The organism is Micromonospora sp. NPDC049171, from assembly GCF_040648275.1.
Lineage (GTDB): Bacteria > Actinomycetota > Actinomycetes > Mycobacteriales > Micromonosporaceae > Micromonospora.
Window position 1 is genome coordinate 31,366 of the sequence record NZ_JBEZDJ010000041.1, and the last position, 19,645, is coordinate 51,010.

General features: G+C 70.9%; 13 protein-coding genes. 7 read left to right on the plus strand and 6 right to left on the minus strand.

Features of this window, described 5'->3' with window-relative positions:
* Positions 1–28: 28 nt before the first annotated feature.
* The 3 genes from AB0B14_RS34370 to AB0B14_RS34380 form a co-directional block, all read right to left on the minus strand.
* Positions 29–1,393, minus strand: a complete 1,365-nt coding sequence (locus AB0B14_RS34370) for a cellulose binding domain-containing protein (RefSeq protein ID WP_357072782.1) — start codon at positions 1,391–1,393, stop codon at positions 29–31.
* Positions 1,394–1,687: 294 nt separating this feature from the next.
* On the minus strand, positions 1,688–3,286 hold the full coding sequence (locus AB0B14_RS34375) for a cellulase family glycosylhydrolase (RefSeq protein ID WP_357526240.1): 1,599 nt from the start codon (positions 3,284–3,286) through the stop codon (positions 1,688–1,690).
* Positions 3,287–4,541: 1,255 nt separating this feature from the next.
* Positions 4,542–5,750, minus strand: coding sequence for a DUF349 domain-containing protein (locus AB0B14_RS34380; protein WP_357072776.1), 1,209 nt, complete (start codon positions 5,748–5,750; stop codon positions 4,542–4,544).
* Positions 5,751–5,900: 150 nt separating this feature from the next.
* Here AB0B14_RS34380 and AB0B14_RS34385 point away from each other — a divergent pair, with 150 nt between their 5' ends.
* Genes AB0B14_RS34385 through dapF form a run of 3 tightly spaced genes read left to right on the plus strand, consistent with a single transcriptional unit; the run spans position 5,901 to position 8,555 of the window.
* Entirely contained in the window at positions 5,901–6,773 is an 873-nt protein-coding gene (locus tag AB0B14_RS34385) for a hypothetical protein (RefSeq protein WP_357526242.1), read from the plus strand.
* Entirely contained in the window at positions 6,770–7,711 is a 942-nt protein-coding gene (gene miaA / locus AB0B14_RS34390) for a tRNA (adenosine(37)-N6)-dimethylallyltransferase MiaA (RefSeq protein WP_357072770.1), read from the plus strand. Before AB0B14_RS34385 ends, miaA begins: the two co-directional genes overlap by 4 nt.
* 7 nt (positions 7,712–7,718) lie before the next feature.
* Positions 7,719–8,555 (plus strand): diaminopimelate epimerase, encoded by an 837-nt coding sequence (gene dapF / locus AB0B14_RS34395; protein ID WP_357526244.1) that lies wholly within the window; start codon positions 7,719–7,721, stop codon positions 8,553–8,555.
* Positions 8,556–8,690: 135 nt separating this feature from the next.
* Here dapF and AB0B14_RS34400 read toward each other — a convergent pair whose 3' ends face one another.
* Positions 8,691–10,157 (minus strand): NAD-dependent malic enzyme, encoded by a 1,467-nt coding sequence (locus AB0B14_RS34400; RefSeq protein WP_357070375.1) that lies wholly within the window; start codon positions 10,155–10,157, stop codon positions 8,691–8,693.
* A gap of 183 nt (positions 10,158–10,340) precedes the next feature.
* On the opposite strand from AB0B14_RS34400, the gene hflX reads away from it, so the two are divergent.
* Together hflX and AB0B14_RS34410 are read left to right on the plus strand one after the other, a co-directional pair.
* On the plus strand, positions 10,341–11,795 hold the full coding sequence (hflX, locus tag AB0B14_RS34405; protein WP_357526246.1) for a GTPase HflX: 1,455 nt from the start codon (positions 10,341–10,343) through the stop codon (positions 11,793–11,795).
* A gap of 50 nt (positions 11,796–11,845) precedes the next feature.
* A complete protein-coding gene (locus AB0B14_RS34410; RefSeq protein ID WP_357526248.1) occupies positions 11,846–13,603 on the plus strand; it encodes a hypothetical protein in 1,758 nt (585 codons plus the stop codon).
* A 66-nt stretch (positions 13,604–13,669) separates the two neighbouring features.
* Here the strand turns inward: AB0B14_RS34410 and lexA are convergent, their stop codons facing one another.
* Positions 13,670–14,455 (minus strand): transcriptional repressor LexA, encoded by a 786-nt coding sequence (lexA, locus tag AB0B14_RS34415; protein WP_355064023.1) that lies wholly within the window; start codon positions 14,453–14,455, stop codon positions 13,670–13,672.
* Positions 14,456–14,994: 539 nt separating this feature from the next.
* On the opposite strand from lexA, the gene nrdR reads away from it, so the two are divergent.
* Together nrdR and AB0B14_RS34425 are read left to right on the plus strand one after the other, a co-directional pair.
* Positions 14,995–15,495: a transcriptional regulator NrdR gene (gene nrdR, locus AB0B14_RS34420; RefSeq protein WP_357070368.1), complete on the plus strand. Its 501-nt coding sequence runs from the start codon at positions 14,995–14,997 to the stop codon at positions 15,493–15,495.
* A 33-nt stretch (positions 15,496–15,528) separates the two neighbouring features.
* Complete coding sequence (locus AB0B14_RS34425) at positions 15,529–18,435, plus strand: vitamin B12-dependent ribonucleotide reductase (RefSeq protein WP_357070366.1); 2,907 nt, start codon at positions 15,529–15,531, stop codon at positions 18,433–18,435.
* Between the two features lie 169 nt (positions 18,436–18,604).
* On the opposite strand, the gene AB0B14_RS34430 is transcribed toward AB0B14_RS34425, so the two are convergent.
* Positions 18,605–19,504, minus strand: a complete 900-nt coding sequence (locus tag AB0B14_RS34430; RefSeq protein WP_357526250.1) for a bifunctional 5,10-methylenetetrahydrofolate dehydrogenase/5,10-methenyltetrahydrofolate cyclohydrolase — start codon at positions 19,502–19,504, stop codon at positions 18,605–18,607.
* Positions 19,505–19,645 lie beyond the last annotated feature (141 nt).

Here is a 19,645-nt window from a genome sequence, read left to right on the forward strand (position 1 = left end):
GGCCCCTCGTCGAGGGGCCCTTCCCCGGTCAGACGGTGATCCGGCCGGCGCCGGCGCCCGCCGTCACGATGGACTTGACGGTGCTGGCGGTGTCCAACTGGTACGAGTACGGGATGCTGGCCACGCTGCCGCCGGTCTGCCCGGCGGGCGAGTTGACGAAGTGGTTGTTCCGGGCGACCAGGCGGCCCGGCCCGGAGTCGGCCTCGCCGAGGTGGTACGTGTCCTTGACGTTCTCGAAGTAGTTGCCCTCGACGAGCACGCCGGCGTTCTCGGTGGAGGCCACGCCGTAGCCGCCGTTGGCCCGGTAGTAGTTGTTGAACACGTGCACCGGGTTGCCGAAGCGCACCCGCGGGTTGCGCTGCCTGCTGCCGTCGAACCAGTTGTGGTGGTAGCTCACCCGCAGGTGGCCGGTGTCCTGCGCGCCGTTGTCGTCGCTGTGGCCGAGCAGCATGGTCTTGTCGTGGTTGAAGACCCGGTTCCACGACACCGTGACGAAGTCCGACCCGCGCTTGACGTCGACCGCGCCGTCGTAGCCGTTGCTGAAGGTGTTGTGGTCGATCCAGATGTTGGTGGCCGACTCCTGCACGTTGATCGCGTCGTCGTTCCAGTCCCGGAAGGTCAGGTTCCGGATGATCACGTTGCGGTCACCGCTGATGTTGAGCCCGCAGCCGGCGATCGTCGCGCCGGAGTTGCCGAGGATGGTCTTGTTGGACCGGACCCGCAGCATGCCCGAGCAGGAGATCGTGCCGGAGACCCGGATCACCGCGGCGCCCGTCGCATTCAGTGCGCTGGTCAGCGCCGACGCGGTGGTGACGGTGGTGGCCGGTGCGCCGCCGCCGCCGGTGGTGCCGCCGTTCTGGGTGGCCCAGCCGACGAGACCGGTCGGTGGCGGCACGCTGGGCGGCGGATCGCTCGGGATCGGCGGGGTCGTCGGGGTGCCCGGGTTGGTCGGGGTGCCCGGGTTGGTGGGGGTGGTCGGGCTCGTCGGGGTGGTGGTGCCGGTGCACGCGACGTCGTTCAGGGTGAAGCTTGCCGGGTCCGGGTTGGCGGAGTTCCAGCTCGCGTTGAAGCCGAACGAGGTGCTGCCGTTCGTCGCCAGACTGGCGTTGTAGTCGACGTTGGCGGCGGAGACCTGACCTCCGCTCTGCGCGACGGTGGCGCCCCAGGCCTGGCTGACCTGTTGGCCGGCCCCGTACGACCAGCGGAGCGTCCAGCCGGAGACCGGGTCGCCGAGGTTGGTGACAGTGACGTTGCCGGTGAAGCCGCCCGGCCACTGGCTGGCGACCGAGTAGGCGACCCGGCAGCCGGCGGCCGCCTGCGCGGACACGGAGGTCAGTAGGCCGGCGGTGACGAGGCTGGCGGTGGCTGCGGCGGTGGTGGCGATCAGCGTCATTCGACGCCGTCCTGTGCGCATGCTGCTCCCTTTCGATCAGGCGGACGGACCGTCGCGACGCCCATGCCCGTGGGCGGCGAGTGGTGGCCGGGACCTGTGGTCCTCGGGCCCGCCAGTGCAGGTACGTGAAGGAAAGCGGCTCCCGCGCTCGCGCCCGCCAGGAGAAAGGCAAGCGCTTTCCCGATGAAAGCATAGAAGCATCTGGATGTAAATGGCCGGGACGGCCGATGCGGTGCGCACCGCATCGGCCGTCCCGGGGTGTGTGTCGGAGGCCGCCCAGCAGCTCCTGGCGGCTCAGCAGCTGACGCCGTTGAGTTTCACCGTCGCGGGGGTGCTGGCCGTGCCGTTGGCCGTGAAGCCCACGGTGACCGACCCGCCCGCCGGCAGGGACGGGGCGTGGCTCGGAGCGGCCGCGGTGACCGTCGTGCCGGACTGCGTGACAGTGGCGTTCCAGCCACTGCCCAGCGTCACCCCGGACGGCCAACTCCAGGTGACCGACCACGGGTTCACCGCGGCCGTACCGGTGTTCTTCACTGTCACCTCGCCCTGGAAGCCGCCCTGCCAGGCGTTGACCTGTCGGTAGGTGACCGTGCAGGCACCCGGGGGCGGGGTCGTCGGTCCGCCGGTGGGCCCGCCGGTCGTCGGTCCGCCGGTCGGCCCGCCGCCGGACGGCGCGATCAGGTACGGCTGGAGGATCGCCTGCTTGACGGTGTTGACGTTCGTCCAGTCGTCGAGCGCGATGCCGCCGGTGTCACCCGAGTTCGGGTTCCACGACCAGTAGGTAAAGGACATCCCGGTGACCCCGGTGCCGGTGTACGCCATCAGCTTCTCCAGCCACACCTTGTCCTTCGGGTCGACAAGGGTGCTGCCGAACTCACCCATCATGATCGGGGCGATGTTCTGCTTGTAGAGGTAACCGAAGTACTTGTCCCAGATGGCCGGCATGTTCGCCGGGTAGTCCGGGGCGTCGAACCAGGTCTGCCGGTAGACCGAGGTGGCGTACTCGTGCGGCGAGTAGACCAGCCGGTTGGCCACGTTCAGCCGGACCGGGAACTGACCCGCCTTCGACAGGTTGCCGCCCCACCAACCGCAGTCCTCGTCGTTGCTCGGATCGTTGTCCCAGACGTTGGAGAGACCACCACTCGGGCAACTCACCCCCTCCACGAAGATCAACCAGTTGGGCTGGACACCGAGGATGGCGTTGCCGGCCCGCTCGGCGGCGAGCCGCCAGTCCCGCGTCGTGTCGCCGCAACCCCAGCACGCGCCGGTGGCCGCCGGGTTGGTGCCCTCGGCGTGCGGCTCGTTGTGCAGGTCCGCGCCGATCACCGTCGGATTGCCCGCGTACCGCTGGGCGAGCATCTTCCAGTCGTTGATCCACGTCGCCTCGGAGACCGTCGACGTGTACCAGAGCGGCGACTGCCCGGCCGACGTCGGCCGGTGCCGGTCCAGGATGATCCGCATGCCCTTGCTGCCGGCATAGTTGATCACCTTGTCCAGGATCTGCAACGGCGACAGCCCGATCAGGTCCGGGTTGACGAAGTCGTTGATCCCGGTGGCGGCCGCGCCCGGCTTCAGCGCGTCGTTCGAGTACGGCACCCGCAACGTGTTGTAACCCAGCCGGGCCATCGTGTCGAGCTGCCCCCGCCACGGGTTGTTCGACCACAGCCCGTGGAAGGTCTTGTTGTCGGTCTCCATGCCGAACCAGTTGATGCCGGTCAGCCGGACCGTGGCACCGGTGCTGTCCACGATCTGGTTGCCGTTGGTATGCAGGTACCCGGTGCCGGTGCCAGCGGCGACGGCCGGGGTGGTGCTGACGGCGGTGGCGAGGAACACGCCAGCCGCGACAGTGGCGAGCGCGGTCAGCGCACCGCCGAGAGCCTTGGGACGGAACATTCACGCTCCACTTCGGAGGTCCGACGCCGTCCGATGACGACGTCGGCGGGCGGCCGTCCGCACGTCACGGCCCTTTTCGGGTACGCGGACAGTGCGCGACGGCCCATGTCACGCGGACGTGGTCACTCGCGGAAGCGCACCGGTGACCCTCGACAGCGGTGTCCCGCCGTCGTCGCCCTCGTACCGGTGGCCCTACCTGGCTCCGTAACTCATTCTGATCAGCCAGCCTCGATGCGTCAACCTGCGCCCCGCCCCGCCCCGCCCCGCCCGCGCACCCCGCCGGTCTCCGGTCTCCGTAGCTCGCGCTGTCCGTGCTCGCGCTGTCCGTGCTCGCGCTGTCCGTGCTCGCGCTGTCCGTGCTCGCGCTGTCCGTGCCGCGCTGTCTGGGTCGTCGGGTGGCCCTCGGGTCGTCCCGGGTGGCGCTCTGGCTGTTCGGGTCGCGCTACGGCGGACCGAAGGGCTCGGCGGTAGTTGCCGAAAGTTCTCCGACGCCCGACGATCCCATGATCGACTCGACATTCAGAAAACCGGCCCATCCACCCGGCCCGGACACCCCGAGTTTCAGGAAGCCGAGTCGGATCAACGCAATGGGCAGCCGGACACCCGCGCCGGTGGCGCACGGACCAGGAGCAGGGCGGCGACGAGTTCGGGTCGGGCCGACCGATCTCATCCCAAGATCGTGACCGATCCAGGAAATCCACATCGTTGCGTCAGGGCGGTAGCGGGCGGGTCAACCCGGGACATGACGTGCACGATCGCGGAGTGGGGTCGGCCCCGGCTTGGCGATCATGGAGTTGTGGTGCCGACTTTGGGGGGTTAGGGGCGTTTTGTTGCCCACCACAACTCCATGATCGGCGAGGCGGCGCTGGTTGACGAAGAGCCGTTCCACCTAACGCAAGGATGTCGACATGGGTGTAATGGTCTCCGGGTGCTCGGATGCCGCTACTTCCTGGATTGAGCATGCCCTTGACGTCTGCCGGCCGCCCCCAACCCCGGTCTCGACTCTCAAGCACGAGGTTCGTGTCAAGATCCAGGCAACATCGGGGATGTTGCTGCCTCCCGCCGCCTCCGAGGCAGCAACATCCGGGAAGTTGCGTAGATCTTGGCGCGGGCGCGGGCGCGGGCGCGGGCGCGGGCGCGGGCGCGGGCGCGGGCGCGGGCGGCGCGAGGCGCGAGGCGCGAGGGCGGCGCGAGGGCGCGGACACGTGGAAACCCCCGGTCCCGCTCGGGACCGGGGGCTTCGGACGTTGTCAGCTCAGCCGGCCTGCTCGGCGAGCTGGAGGAACTGTCGCTTGGCGGCGAGGGCCTGCTCGGCGTCCTTGATCCGGCGGGCGTCCCCGGCGCTCTGGGCCCGAGCCAGCCGCTCCTCGGCCTCGGCCACCTGGGACCGCATCTGGGCGAGCAGCGGGTTGTCCTCCTTGGTGGTGCGGCGCCACGCGGAGTCCATTACGTCACGGACCTTGTCGTCGATGACGCGCAGCCGGCGCTCCAGCCCGGCGGCTGCCTCGCGGGGCACCCGGCCGGCCTCGTGCCACTGCGCCTGGATTTCCCGCAGCTTGGCCTGGGCGCCCTTCGGGTCGGCGTCGATGTCCAACGCCTCGGCCTCGGCGAGCAGGGCCTGCTTGCGTTCCAGGTTGCCGCGCTGCTCGTTGTCCCGGGCGGAGAAGACCTCGCTACGCCGGCTGAAGAAGGCGTCCTGTGCACCCCGGAAGCGTTCCCAGAGCTTCTGCTCGGCCTCCTTGGAGGCACGCGGCGCGGCCTTCCACTGGGTCATCAGATCCTTGAGCTGGTTGGCGGTCGCGGCCCAGTCGGTGGATTCCTGGAGCTTCTCCGCCTCGGCGACCAGCTCCTCCTTGACCGTCTGCGCCTGCTTGCGCTGCGAGTCCAGGGAGGCGAAGTGGGCGCCCCGACGCCGGGTGAAACCATCCCGGGCGGCGGCGAAACGCTTCCACAGCTCACCGTCGGCCTTCTTGTCGACCCCACGGATGGTCTTCCACTCGTCGAGGATCTCCTTGAGGCGGTCCCCGGCGGTCTTCCATCCGGTGGATTCGGCGGCGAGCTTCTCGGCCTCCTCGACAAGCGCGGTCTTGCGCGCCAGGGCCTCGCCGCGAGCGGCGTCCCGGGCGGCGCGCGCTTCGCCGGCCTTCTCCTCGGCGAAGGTGGCCAGCTTGTCCAGGCGAGCGGCCAGGGCGTCGATGTCGCCGACCACGTTGGCCTCGGGCAGCGTGGTACGGATCCGCCGGATCGTGCTCAGCGAGTGCCCGGCGTCGGCCGCACCCGACTTGAGACGCGCTTCGGTCAGGTCCACCTCGGTCACCAGGTCGGCGAAGCGGCGCGCGAAGTGTGCCAGGCCCTCCTCCGGTGCTCCCGCCTGCCAGGATCCGACAACCCGCTCGCCCTCGGTGGTCTTGACGTACACGGTGCCGTCCGCATCCACCCGTCCGAAGGCAGTCCAGTCGCTCATGTGCCCATCCTCGTTCTCCCGGCGTCGAGGGATCGATCCCCCGTCGCCGCCACGGCGCAGCCAAGTTACTTCCGGCATTGTCACAGGTCCGACCCGGTCCGCGTCGAGCGCCTATCGCCGACCGTGACCATACGGTGTCCTAGGGGCCGAATGACCGGATCGGCGCGGAGACGCACCGACGATTCCCGCTACGGTGAATGGGTGCCACTGGTCGCCGCTGCCGTCTGCCCCCATCCGCCCCTGCTCGTGCCCGAGGTGGCCGGTTCCGCGGCCCCGGAGTTGGACGACCTACGGGCGGCCTGTGACACCGCCGTACGCCGACTGCTGGCCGTCGATTCGGACATGGTGGTGTTGCTCGGCACCGGCCCGGTCACCGGCCTGATCCGCACCCCGGCCACCGGCTCGCTCCAGCCGTGGGGTGTCGACCTGGACGTGCCGCTGGTCCGCGGCCAGCCCGACCGGGGTGCGGTGCTGCCGTTGAGCCTGACCATCGGCGCGTGGTTGCTGGCCCGGCACGACGCCCGTGCGCACGACCCCCGAGAGCGCGACGCCCGTGCGCACGACCCGCGTGTGCACGACCCGCGAGAGCGCGACGCCCGAGCGCACGACCCGCGAGCGCACGACACCCGAGCGTCGGTGACCGCCGTGCAGGTGGCCGCCGACGCCGGCCCGGCCGAGCTGGCCGCGCTCGCGGACGAGGTCGGCGGTGCGGGTGACCGGGTGGCGTTGCTGGTGCTCGGGGACGGGTCGGCCTGTCGGGGAGAGAAGGCTCCCGGGTACGACGACGCGCGCGCCCTCCCGTACGACCAGGGGGTTGCGACGGCGCTGGCCGACGCGGACCTGGACGCCCTGCTCGACCTCGACCCGGTGCTGTCGGCGGAGCTGAAGGCCGCCGGTCGCGCCCCCTGGCAGGTGCTGGCCGGCGCGGCCCGTGCGGCCGGCGGTGGGTGGCGCGGCGAGCTGCTGCACGACGCGGCTCCCTACGGCGTCGCCTACTTCGTGGCCTCCTGGGAGCGGGTGTGACGGGCGACGCGGGTGTGACAGGCGACGCGGCGGGCACTGTCGTCGCGGTGGTCGGCCCGACCGCGGCGGGTAAGTCGGCGCTGAGCATCGCGTTGGCGCACGCGCTCGACGGTGAGGTGGTCAACGTCGACTCGATGCAGCTCTACCGGGGCATGGACATCGGCACGGCCAAGCTGACCCCCGCCGAGCGGGACGGGGTGCCGCACCACCTGTTGGACATCTGGGAGGTCACCGAGCCGGCGAGTGTCGCGGAGTACCAGCGGCTGGCCCGCGCGGCGGTGGACGACATCCTGTCCCGGGGGCGGGTGCCGCTGCTGGTGGGTGGCTCCGGGCTGTACGTGCGGGCGGTGCTGGAGCGCTTCGAGTTCCCCGGCACGGACGCGGCGCTGCGCGAGCGACTGGAACGGGAGTTGGCCGAGGTCGGCCCGGCGCCGCTGTACGCGCGGCTGCGCGCCGCCGACCCGGTGGCCGCCGAGGGCATCCTGCCCGGCAACGGTCGAAGGATCGTCCGGGCCCTGGAGGTGATCGAGCTCACCGGGGCGCCGTTCGCCGCGTCGCTGCCGCAGCCCACGCCGTACTACCCGTCGGTGCAGCTCGGCGTCGACCTGGACACCGCCGTGCTGGACGAGCGGATCGCGCTGCGGGTCGACCGGATGTGGGCCGACGGTCTGGTGCCGGAGACCCGGGAGCTGGTCGGGCGCGGCCTGCCCGAGGGCCGGACGGCGAGCCGGGCGCTGGGCTACCAGCAGGTGCTGCGCATGCTCGCCGGTGAGCTGACCGAGGCGCAGGCGCACGACGAGACGGTCCGGGCCACCAGGCGTTTCGTCCGCCGGCAGCGGTCCTGGTTCCGGCGCGACCCGCGGATCCACTGGTTGGACTCGACGGCGCCGGACGTGTTGGGGGAGGCCCTGCGTCTGGTGCCGGCCGCTGCGCGATGATGGGAGTGTGGAGTTCACCAAGGGCCACGGCACCGGCAACGACTTCGTCCTCCTTCCCGACCCGGACGGTCAGCTCGACCTGACCCCGGAGCTGGTCGCGGCGCTCTGCGACAGGCGGCGGGGCATCGGCGCGGACGGCGTGCTGCGGGTGGTCCGCGCGGCCAAGCATCCGGACGGCGCCGGGCTGGCCGGCGAGGCCGAGTGGTTCATGGACTACTGGAACGCCGACGGGTCGTTCGCCGAGATGTGCGGCAACGGTGCCCGGGTCTTCGTGCGCTACCTGCTCGACACCGGCTTGGCGACGCCCGCCGGCGCCGCGTTGCCGGTGGCCACCCGGGCCGGCGTCGTGCGCGCGCTGGTCGAGGGCGACGCCGTGTCCGTCGAGATGCGCCGACCCCGGGTGTACGACACGTCGGCCGCCACCCTGGGCGGACTGACCCTGCCCGGCACCGCTGTGGATCTTGGCAATCCGCACCTGGTCTGTGTCCTGCCGGCCGGCGTGGAGCTGTCCGCGCTGGACCTGACCGTCGCGCCCGGCTTCGACCCGGCGGTCTTCCCCAGCGGGGTGAACGTGGAGTTCATCGTGGCGGGCGACCCGGTCGACGGCACCGACGAGCACTCGCTGATGCGGGTGTACGAGCGTGGCAGCGCCGAGACCCTGTCCTGCGGCACGGGTGCCTGCGCGGTGGGCGCGGTGGCCCTGCGGGACGCCGGTCGGGACACCGGGGTGGTCGCCGTGGACGTGCCCGGTGGCCGCCTGACGGTGACGGTCACCGCGACCTCCTGCTGGCTGTCCGGCCCCGCCGTCCTGGTGGCCACCGGCAAGGTAACCCTCCCCACCTAACAGCCCCACCCACCCCACCCACCCCACCCCCACCCCAGCCCCGTTGATCATGAGGTTATTGCCAGCCAGCCCGGCGTGTCGCGGCTATAACCTCATGATCAACGAAAAGGGTGGGGGTGGGGGTGGGGGTGGGGGTTACGGGGTGGCGCTGGCGTTTGCTGCGATCTCCGGGAGGTCGGCGGGGCCGGGGTCGGCGGCCGGGAGCGGGCTCGGGTTGTGCGCGGCGGCGCGGACGGCGGCGGCGACGGCCGGGGCGACCCGGGAGTCGAAGACGCTCGGCACGATCACCGTCGGGTTGATCTTGTCTTCGCCGACCACGTCGGCGATGGCCCGGGCGGCCGCGATCGCCATCTCCTCGGTGAACTCCTCGGCGTGCGCGTCCAGCATGCCGCGGAACACGCCGGGGAAGGCGAGCACGTTGTTGATCTGGTTCGGCTGGTCCGAGCGGCCGGTGGCGACCACGGCGGCGTGCTTGCGCGCCTCCCGCGGGTCGACCTCCGGATCCGGGTTGGCCAGCGCGAAGACGATCGAGTCCTTGGCCATCTGGGCGATGTCGTCACCGGTGAGCAGGTTCGGCGCGCTCACGCCGATGAACACGTCGGCACCCCGGATCGCACCCGGCAGGTCGCCCGAGTAGTTCTCCTTGTTGGTGTTGTCCGCCAGCCACTGCCACGCCGAGTTGAGCCCGGTCAGCCCGCGGTGCAGGGCGCCCTGCCGGTCGTACGCGATGATGTCGCCGACGCCCTGGCGCAGCAGCAGTTTCATGATCGCGGTGCCCGCCGCGCCGGCCCCGGAGACGACCACCCGGACGTCCTCGAGCTGCTTGCCCACCACCCGCAGCGCGTTGGTCAGCGCGGCCAGCACGCAGATCGCGGTGCCGTGCTGGTCGTCGTGGAACACCGGGATGTCCAGCGCCTCGCGCAGCCGGGCCTCGATCTCGAAGCAGCGCGGCGCGGCGATGTCCTCCAGGTTGATCCCGCCGTACGCCGGCGCGATCGCCTTCACGATCTGCACGATCTCGTCGGTGTCCTGGGTGTCCAGCACCACCGGCCAGGCATCCACCCCACCGAAGCGCTTGAACAGCGCCGCCTTGCCCTCCATCACCGGCAGCGAGGCGGCCGGGCCCAGGTTGCCCAGGCCGAGCACCGCCGAACCGTCGCTGACCACCGCGACGGTGTTGCGCTTGATGGTCAGTCGCCGGGCGTCCGCCGGGTTCTCCGCGATCGCCATGCAGACGCGAGCCACCCCCGGGGTGTACGCCCGGGACAGCTCGTCGCGGTTGCGCAGCGCGACCTTCGACGTCACCTCGATCTTGCCGCCCAGGTGCAGCAGGAACGTTCGGTCGGACACCTTCCGCACGTCCACGCCGTCCAGCGCGGTCAGCGCGTCGACGACCTGGTCGGCGTGGCCGGCGTCGGCGGTGTCGCAGGTCAGGTCGACGATCACGTTCGTCGGGTCGGAGTCCACCACGTCCAACGCCGTGACGATCGCGCCGGCCTCGCCGACGGAGGTGGTGAGCCGGCCGATCGAGGACGCGTCCGCGGTCACGGCGATCCGGATGGTGATCGAAAATCCGGCGCTCGGCAGTCGGGTGATGGCCACGGGATCCCTCCGTCACGGCTGTGCGGCCGGTCGGCCGCCGCCCGCATTTCTACCGGGTTGTCGCGGCCGACCAGCATTCGCCCCCACTTTTGGCGACCCTGACCATGGGCATATAGCAGGTGCGTTCGGCGTTGCGTCATGTCAGGATTACGTTCCACTTATCAAAACGGACAGGAGAACCGCTTGCGAGACCAGGAGAGCTTTGTCCCCGTCGAGGACGAGCTCGACGACGTCACCACCGGCGAGATGGATCTGTCGGAGCGACAGTCCCTCCGACGCGTCCCGGGCCTGTCGACCGAGCTCACCGACGTCACCGAGGTGGAATACCGCCAGCTGCGGCTGGAGCGGGTCGTCCTGGTGGGCGTCTGGACCGAGGGCACGGTGGCCGACGCGGAAAATTCGCTGGCCGAGCTCGCCGCGCTGGCCGAGACCGCCGGCTCGCAGGTGCTCGAAGGGCTGATCCAGCGCCGCAGCCGACCCGACCCGGCCACGTACATCGGCCGCGGCAAGGTCGACGACCTCGGCGCGGTGGTGCTCTCCAGCGGCGCCGACACGGTCATCTGCGACGGTGAGTTGTCCCCGTCGCAGCTGCGCAACCTGGAGCAGCGCACCAAGGTCAAGGTCGTCGACCGCACCGCGCTGATCCTCGACATCTTCGCCCAGCACGCCAAGAGCAAGGAAGGTAAGGCCCAGGTCGAGCTGGCCCAACTCGAATACCTGCTGCCCCGGCTGCGGGGTTGGGGTGAGACGCTCTCCCGGCAGACCGGTGGTTCCGGCCGTGGTGGCGGCGCCGGCGGCGGTGTGGGTGTGCGTGGTCCCGGTGAGACCAAGCTGGAGACCGACCGGCGGCGGATCCGCCACCGCATCTCCCGGCTGCGCCGTGAGATCAAGAGCATGCGCACGGTACGCGTGACGAAGCGCGCCCGACGCACCCGCAATTCCGTACCCGCCGTGGCCATCGCCGGCTACACCAACGCCGGCAAGTCCAGCCTGCTCAACCGGTTGACCGGTGCCGGTGTGCTGGTGGAGAACGCGCTGTTCGCGACACTGGACCCGACCACCCGTAAGGCGACCACCTCGGACGGCCGGCTCTACACCCTCTCCGACACCGTCGGTTTCGTCCGGCACCTGCCGCACCAGATCGTCGAGGCGTTCCGTTCGACGCTCGAGGAGGTCGCCGAGGCGGATCTGGTGGTGCACGTCGTCGACGGCACCCACCCGGATCCGGAGGAGCAGGTCCGGGCGGTGCACGCGGTGCTCGCCGAGGTGAGCGCGGAGCGGCTTCCCGAGTTGCTGGTGGTCAACAAGACCGACGCGGCCGACGAGGACACGCTGCTGCGGCTCAAGCGGCTCTGGCCGGACGCGATCTTCGTCTCCGCGCACTCCGGGCGGGGCATCGACGGGCTGCGTGCGGCGATCGAGGAACGGCTGCCGCGCCCGGCCGTGGAGGTTCGGGCCGTGTTGCCGTACGACCGCGGTGACCTGGTCGCCCGTGCGCATCGCACGGGTGAGGTGCTCAGCACGGCGCACCTGCCGGAGGGCACCCTGCTGCATCTCCGCGTCCCGGCGGAACTCGCCGCGGAGTTGGCGCCGTTCGCCGTCGAGCGACAGGGTCAGGCGGCCGGCAGCCGCTCCTGAGCGGCTACGGTGTTATCCGCCGGAAACGCGTGGCATGCGACACTGGCCGAATGCGCCGCGTTGTTTCCTCGGTCACGGTTGCCCTCGGCCTGCTCGGGGCAACCGTGGCGCTCGCCGGAGTCGCCGCGGCGGCTCCCGCCCCCGGGTCGTCCGAGCAGCAGGCCGCCACTCCCGGTCAGAAGCGGTGCACGATCGCCGACGAGCGGCTGCGGGAGCTGTCCGGCCTGGTCGCCACCAAGAGTGGCTACGTCGTCATCAACGACAGCACCGAGATCGTGGCACGCGAGCGGATCTTCTTCCTCGACACCAAGTGCAAGGTCTCGAAGGAGCCGGTCCGGTATTCGGGGCAGGGCCCGGTCGACACCGAGGATCTCGCGCTCTCCAAGGACGGCAACACCCTGTGGATCGCCGACACCGGTGACAACGCCGACTCGAAGGAGCGCCGCACGCGCGTCGCGCTCTGGTCGATGCCGGTCACCGGTGCGAGGCAGCCGACGCTGCACCGGGTCTCCTACCCGGAGGGCAAGCCGCACGACGCCGAGGCGTTGCTCATCGGCGACGACGGCAAACCGCTGATCATCACGAAGGTCACCAGCGGCAAGGCCGAGATCTACACGCCGACGGCGGCGCTGCGCAACGGCGACGCCGAGCCGGTGCTGATGCGCAAGGCCGGCGAGATCGCGCTGCCGAAGACGCAGACGGAAAATCCGCTCAACACGTTCGGCCGGATCGCCATCACCGGCGCGGCCCGGTCGCCGGACGGCTCCCGGGTGGTCCTGCGCACCTACGCGGACGCCTTCGAGTACGACGTGAGCGGTGGTGACATCGTCGGTGCGCTCACCACCGGCAAGCCGCGGGTGACGGCGCTGTCCGACCCGTTCGGCGAGGCCATCAGCTACACCTCGGACGGCAAGGCCTTCCTGACCGTCTCGGATGGGTTCCGGTTCACCGACGACGAGCCGGTCGACATCCTCAGCTACACCCCGTCCACCTCGACCACGGTGCCACTCGCGGCGGGGGCGGGGGACGCCAAGCAGGCGGCCTCGAAATCCTGGACCGCCGGGCTGGACTTCGACGACATCACCTACCTGGTCGGCGCGGTCGGGGTGATCGGCCTGCTGCTGGTCGCTGCCGGCATCATCGGCATCGTCCGGGCCCGTCGCCGGCCGCCGGCCACCGACGCGACGTCGGATCCGGATGGCGAGCCGTTCGGTCCGCGCACGGGCCGTGCCGTCGGCGGTTCTCCAGCCGGCGGTGACCGTACGGGCGGCGTCTACGGTGGCGGCGCGCCGGCGGGTGGTGCGGCCTACCGCGGTGGCGCGGGTCGTGGTGGCCCGGGTCGTGGTGGTGTGGATCGCGGTGGCCCGGCTCCGGCGGGTGGTGCCGTGTATGGCGGTGGCCGACCGGCGGTGGCCGACGGCGGCTACGGTGCGGCACGACCGGACGGCGGCGGAACAGGTACGTACGGCGGCGGTCGCCCCCCGGCGGGTGGCGGCGGTCGCCCTCCGGTCGGTGGCGGCGGTCGTCCGCCGGCAAGCGGTGGCGGTCGCCCCCAGGGTGCTGGCGGCGGGCGCCCGCAGGGGGCCGGTGGCCGTCCGCAGGGCGGTGGCGGTCGTCCGGGCAACGGCGTGTACGGCGGTGACGGCGGCGGACCCGGCACCGGTCGTGCGGAGCCGCCCCGACGTGGTGGGCAGGAGCCCGACTACCGGGGTCAGCGGCCTGGCCGTCGTCGTGACGACGATGGGCCCGTCGACCCATACGGGCAACATCCCGGGGGCGGTCGCGGCCCTCGGGGCGACCGTTACTGACGAGCGCTCAGCCGCCCCTGACGACCCGCGCGGGTGAGCGCCCGTGGGCACTCACCCGCCGATCGGTCAGATGCGGCGCAGCACCGCCACGACGCGGCCCATGATGGTGGCGTCGTCACCGGGGATCGGGTCGAAGGCCGGGTTTTGTGGCATCAGCCAGACGTGCCCGTCGCGCCGCCGGTAGGTCTTGACCGTCGCCTCGCCGTCGAGCATCGCGGCCACGATCTCGCCCGAGTCGGCGGTCGGCTGTTGCCGGACGACCACCCAGTCGCCGTCGCAGATCGCCGCGTCGAGCATCGAGTCGCCCTTGACCTGGAGCATGAAGACCTCGCCCTCGCCCACCAACTCGCGGGGGAGCGGGAAGATGTCCTCCACGGCCTGCTCGGCGAGGATCGGCCCACCGGCGGCGATCCGACCGAGCATCGGCACGTACGCCGGGGTCGGTCGTTGTGCCCGGGACAGCTCGTCGTCGATGGCCTCGCTGGGGGCGCGGACGTCCACCGCGCGCGGCCGGTTGGGGTCGCGGCGCAGGAAGCCCTTCTTTTCCAGCTCCTTGAGCTGGTAGGCGACGCTGGACGGCGACACCAGGCCGACCGCCTCGCCGATCTCCCGCACACTCGGCGGGTAGCCGTGCCGGTCCACCCAGGTGCGGATGAACTCCAGGATGCGGCGCTGGCGGGCGGTCAGGTCGACAGTTGCCGGGTCGGGGAAGGCGCTGACGACCGGGGTGACCGGGCGCACGGCGGGTTGACCCGTCCGGCTGCGCGCGGCGCTGCGGCGTCGGGTGGCCGGGGGGCCCGCCTCGGTGATCTGCTGCGGGCTCTTCGGCCGGCTGGCCCGGTCCTCGGTCACGTCCGTCCTCCCTGGTCGGCGCTGGGTGCCTCGTCGGCTCGTGGTGCGTGCGGTGGTGCCACGTTGTTCATGACCGTATAGGTGAGATCGGTCATTTTCAAACATCTGTACGACCTCTCACCGGCGTGTCGGGGTGAAAAACCGCTCCGGTCGTACAGATGTTCTGATAAATGGTACGTCGGATAGCACTGGTGTTCGATGGTCGACCGTTTTCCGGCCTGTTCTGGCCGGCCGGGTCGGTAACCCGGGCGGGGTCTCGGCGTTGGGTCTTCGGACGGGCTGGCGGGTGGGGATGACCGGATGGTCCGTGACGCGCCGGACACGCCCACCAACTTGACCCGGCTTCCCCGGCGACATACGGTCGACCCCTAGATGTAGTAGTGACACGGGCGTAAGTTGCCCACAGGTTGGGTCCGACTACCGACCGCACTCTCGTAACGTTGATCACGGCGGGCGCCATGAACGCATGGCACCGCCGTGGTGGGTCGTGTCCGGGTGCGTCCGGTACGACATGGTTGATCACGATTAGGGGGTCCGCGATGCGGTGTCCGTACTGCCGGCACGCTGACTCCCGGGTGGTCGACTCGCGGGAGGCCGACGACGGCCAGCTCATCCGACGGCGGCGGTCCTGCCCGGAGTGCGGCAAGCGGTTCACCACCGTCGAGGAGGCGGTCCTCGCGGTCGTCAAGCGCAGCGGGGTGACCGAGCCGTTCAGTCGTACGAAGATCATCGGCGGGGTGCGCAAGGCGTGCCAGGGCCGGCCGGTGGACGACGACTCCCTCGCGCTGCTCGCGCAGCGGGTGGAGGAGACGGTCCGGGCCAAGGGGGCCGCCGAGATCCCCAGCCACGACGTGGGCCTGGCGATCCTGGGCCCGCTGCGCGACCTGGACGAGATCGCCTACCTGCGGTTCGCCAGCGTCTACCGCTCCTTCGACTCGCTCGCCGACTTCGAGCGCGAGATCGAGACGTTGCGAAGCGCGGCGCGCGCCCGGGGGCAGGGCCGGGCCGACGCGGTCGAGGCCGCCGGCCCGACCAACTGAATCTGCACAAATTTCCAGAGATTGGGACGCGCGGTGGGTGACCGCGCAGACGAGGGGGGCGACGGCGTGACAACTAGCCGTGCACGGAGCAAGGCAGGCGCGGGGCTGAAGATCGAGCGGGTGTGGACGACCGAGGGGGTCCACCCGTACGACGAGGTCAGCTGGGAGCGCCGCGACGTCGTGATGACGAACTGGCGGGACGGCTCGATCAACTTCGAGCAGCGGGGGGTCGAGTTCCCGGAGTCGTGGAGCGTCAACGCGGCCAACATCGTCACCACGAAGTACTTCCGGGGCGCGGTGGGGACCCCGGAGCGGGAGTGGTCGCTCAAGCAGCTGATCGACCGGGTGGTCACCACCTATCGCACGGCGGGCGAGGAGTACGGCTACTTCGCCAGCCCCGCCGACGCCGAGGTCTTCGCCCACGAGCTGACCTGGATGCTGCTGCACCAGGTGTTCAGCTTCAACTCGCCGGTCTGGTTCAACGTCGGCACGCCGTCGCCGCAGCAGGTCAGCGCCTGCTTCATCCTGGCCGTGGACGACTCGATGGACTCGATCCTCGACTGGTACAAGGAGGAGGGGCTGATCTTCAAGGGCGGCTCCGGCTCCGGGGTCAACCTGTCGCGGATCCGCTCGTCGCGTGAGCTGCTCTCCTCCGGCGGCACCGCCTCCGGCCCGGTCAGCTTCATGCGCGGCGCGGACGCCTCGGCCGGCACCATCAAGTCCGGCGGTGCGACCCGTCGCGCGGCCAAGATGGTCATCCTCGACGTGGACCACCCGGACATCGAGGAGTTCGTGGTCACCAAGGCGCGCGAGGAGCACAAGATCCGCGCGCTGCGCGACGCCGGGTTCGACATGGACCTCGGCGGCTCCGACATCGTCAGCGTGCAGTACCAGAACGCCAACAACTCGGTCCGGGTCTCCGACGAGTTCATGTCGGCGGTGGAAAATGGCGGCGGCTTCGACCTGCGCGGCCGGCTGGACGGCTCGGTGATCGACACCGTCGACGCCAAGAAGCTGTTCCGCACCATCTCTCAGGCCGCCTGGGAGTGCGCCGACCCCGGCCTGCAGTACGACGACACGATCAACGACTGGCACACCTGCCCGGAGACCGGGCGGATCACCGCGTCGAACCCGTGCTCGGAATACCTGCACCTGGACAACTCCTCGTGCAACCTGGCCTCGCTCAACCTGATGAAGTTCCTCCGCGCCGACGGTGGCTTCGAGGTGGAAAAGTTCGTCAAGTCCGTCGAGTTCGTCATCACCGCGATGGACATCTCGATCTGCTTCGCGGACTTCCCCACCGACAAGATCGGTGAGACCTCCCGCGCCTACCGGCAGCTCGGCATCGGCTACGCCAACCTCGGCGCCCTGCTGATGGCCACCGGCCTGCCGTACGACTCGGAGCAGGGCCGTTCGGTCGCCGCGTCGATCACGTCGCTGATGACCGGCACCGCGTACCGCCGCTCGGCCGAGCTGGCCGGCGTCGTCGGCCCGTACGACGGTTACGCCCGCAACGCCGAGCCGCACAAGCGGGTCATGCGCAAGCACGCCGCCGCGAACGACGAGATCAAGCCGACCAGCCCGGTGGCCACCGCGATCGTCCGCGAGGCGACCAAGCAGTGGACCCAGGGCAACAAGATCGGCGACAAGTTCGGCTGGCGCAACGCGCAGGCCAGCGTCCTCGCCCCGACCGGCACGATCGGCTTCATGATGGACTGCGACACGACCGGCGTGGAGCCGGACCTGGCGCTCGTCAAGTTCAAGAAGCTGGTCGGCGGCGGCTCGATGCAGATCGTCAACCAGACGGTGCCGCGCGCCCTGCGCAGCCTCGGCTACCCCGAGGAGCAGGTCGAGGCGATCATCGAGCACATCGCCGACCACGGCCACGTGGTGGACGCCCCCGGCCTCAAGCCGGAGCACTACCCGGTCTTCGACTGCGCCATGGGCGAGCGGACGATCGCCCCGATGGGTCACGTGCGGATGATGGCGGCCATCCAGCCGTTCGTCTCCGGCGCCATCTCCAAGACGGTCAACATGCCGGAGGCGGCCACCGTCGAGGACGTCGAGAAGATCTACTTCGAGGGCTGGAAGCTCGGCCTCAAGGCGCTGGCGATCTACCGGGACAACTGCAAGGTCGGCCAGCCGCTCTCGGTGGCCAAGTCCAACAAGGCCACCGAGCCGGCCGCCGTCGAGACCGCACCGGCCGCGCCGGTCGCGGTGGAGAAGGTCATCGAGTACCGGCCGGTGCGCAAGCGCCTGCCGAAGAAGCGCCCGTCCGAGACGGTCAGCTTCTCCGTCGGTGGCGCCGAGGGTTACCTCACCGCGTCGTCCTACCCGGACGACGGCCTCGGCGAGGTCTTCCTGAAGATGTCCAAGCAGGGCTCGACCCTGGCCGGCGTGATGGACGCCTTCTCGGTGGCCATCAGCATCGGCCTGCAGTACGGCGTGCCGCTGGAGACGTTCGTCAGCAAGTTCACCAACATGCGCTTCGAGCCGGCCGGTATGACCGACGACCCGGACGTGCGGATGGCCGCCTCGGTGATGGACTACATCTTCCGTCGCCTGGCACTGGACTTCCTGCCCTACGAGCGCCGCGCCGAGCTGGGCATCTTCACCGCGTCCGAGCGGGCCGCCCAGCTGCGGGCCGAGGCCGACGCGGAAGCCGCGGCCGTCACCGGCGCGGACCTCACCGCGATGGCGTCCTCGGCGCCGGTGGAGGCCCCGGCCAAGACCGAGGCCGTGGCCCAGCCGGCCCAGGAGATGGCCGACGTGGCCGCCGCCAAGCCGGCTCCGAGCGTGGGCTCCAGCACCGAGCTGCTGGAGGCCGTGATCGGCAAGGCCGCCGACGCACCGCTCTGCTTCACCTGCGGTACGAAGATGCGCCCCGCCGGTAGCTGCTACGTCTGCGAGGGCTGCGGCTCCACCAGCGGCTGCAGCTGACGGCGAGCCCACCGACGGGCGCTGAATAGCACCAACGAACACGGCCCGGCCCCTCGCTGCGAGGGGCCGGGCCGCGTTCAGGGGGGTGCTTGCCGTTAGTCGTGATGCCGCCGAGTCATCAAGATGACTCAGCGGCAGCACGCTCGCCCTGCGGTTTGCGCCCGGAGGGCTACCGGCTTGCTCGCTCGGCGGCGCGCACGGCGTTGCGGAACAGCATCGCCACGGTGGTCGGACCGACCCCGCCGACCCGGGGCGTGATGGCACCGGCGACCTCGGCGCACGATTCGTCGACATCCGGCAGGAGGCGCCGCCCGTCGTAGCGGACGCCGGCGCCGATGACGACCGCGCCGGGCTTCACGTGCTCGGGCCGCACGATCCCGGGTACGCCGGCGGCGGCGACGAGGATGTCGGCGCGGCGGGTGTAGCGGGCCCAGTCCGGCACGCCGGTGTGGACGACGGTGACTGCGGCGTTGGCGGTCGGGCGTTTCTGGGCGAGCAGCATCGCCAGGGGGCGGCCGAGGGTGGCACCCCGGCCGAGGATGACGACCTCACGACCGGCGACGGGGATCTCGTAGTACGCCAGGAGGGCTTCGATGCCGGCGGGGGTGCACGGCAGCGGGCCGGGCAGGCCGACGGCGAGACGTCCCATGTTCAGCGGGTGCATGCCGTCGACGTCCTTGTCCGGGTCGATTGTCTGCAGTGCCGCGTCGTAGTCCAGATGACCTGGCACGGGGTACTGCACGAGCAACCCGTGCACGGCCGGATCGGTGTTGAACCGGGCAATGGCCTGGTGCAGCTCGGCCTGGGTGGCGGTGGCGGGCAGGTGCACGTGCGGGGAGGCGAACCCGAGCTCGGCCGCCTGCCGCTGCTTGATGGCGATGTAACCGGCGCTGGCGTCGTCGTCGCCGACGAGGATGGTGGCGAGGCTGGGTGTGATCCCGCGGTCGCGCAGGCGGGCGGCTGCCGCGGCGGTCTCGGCCAGGACGGCTTCGGCGACGGGTGCCCCCGGCAGCAGCCGGGCCGGGCCGGACGGGGCGTGGTGTTGCGCGGACTGGCTGGTCGTGGTCATGACGGGTCCTCGACGCAGGCGCCCAGGCGGTCGACGCCCGCGAGAGGCTCCCCGATGGTTGCACCATCCCCGTGCCGCCAGTCGCCGGTGCTTCGATCATGCCCCATCACCAGGGCGGCTGCCCACCTGACCCGCAGCGCC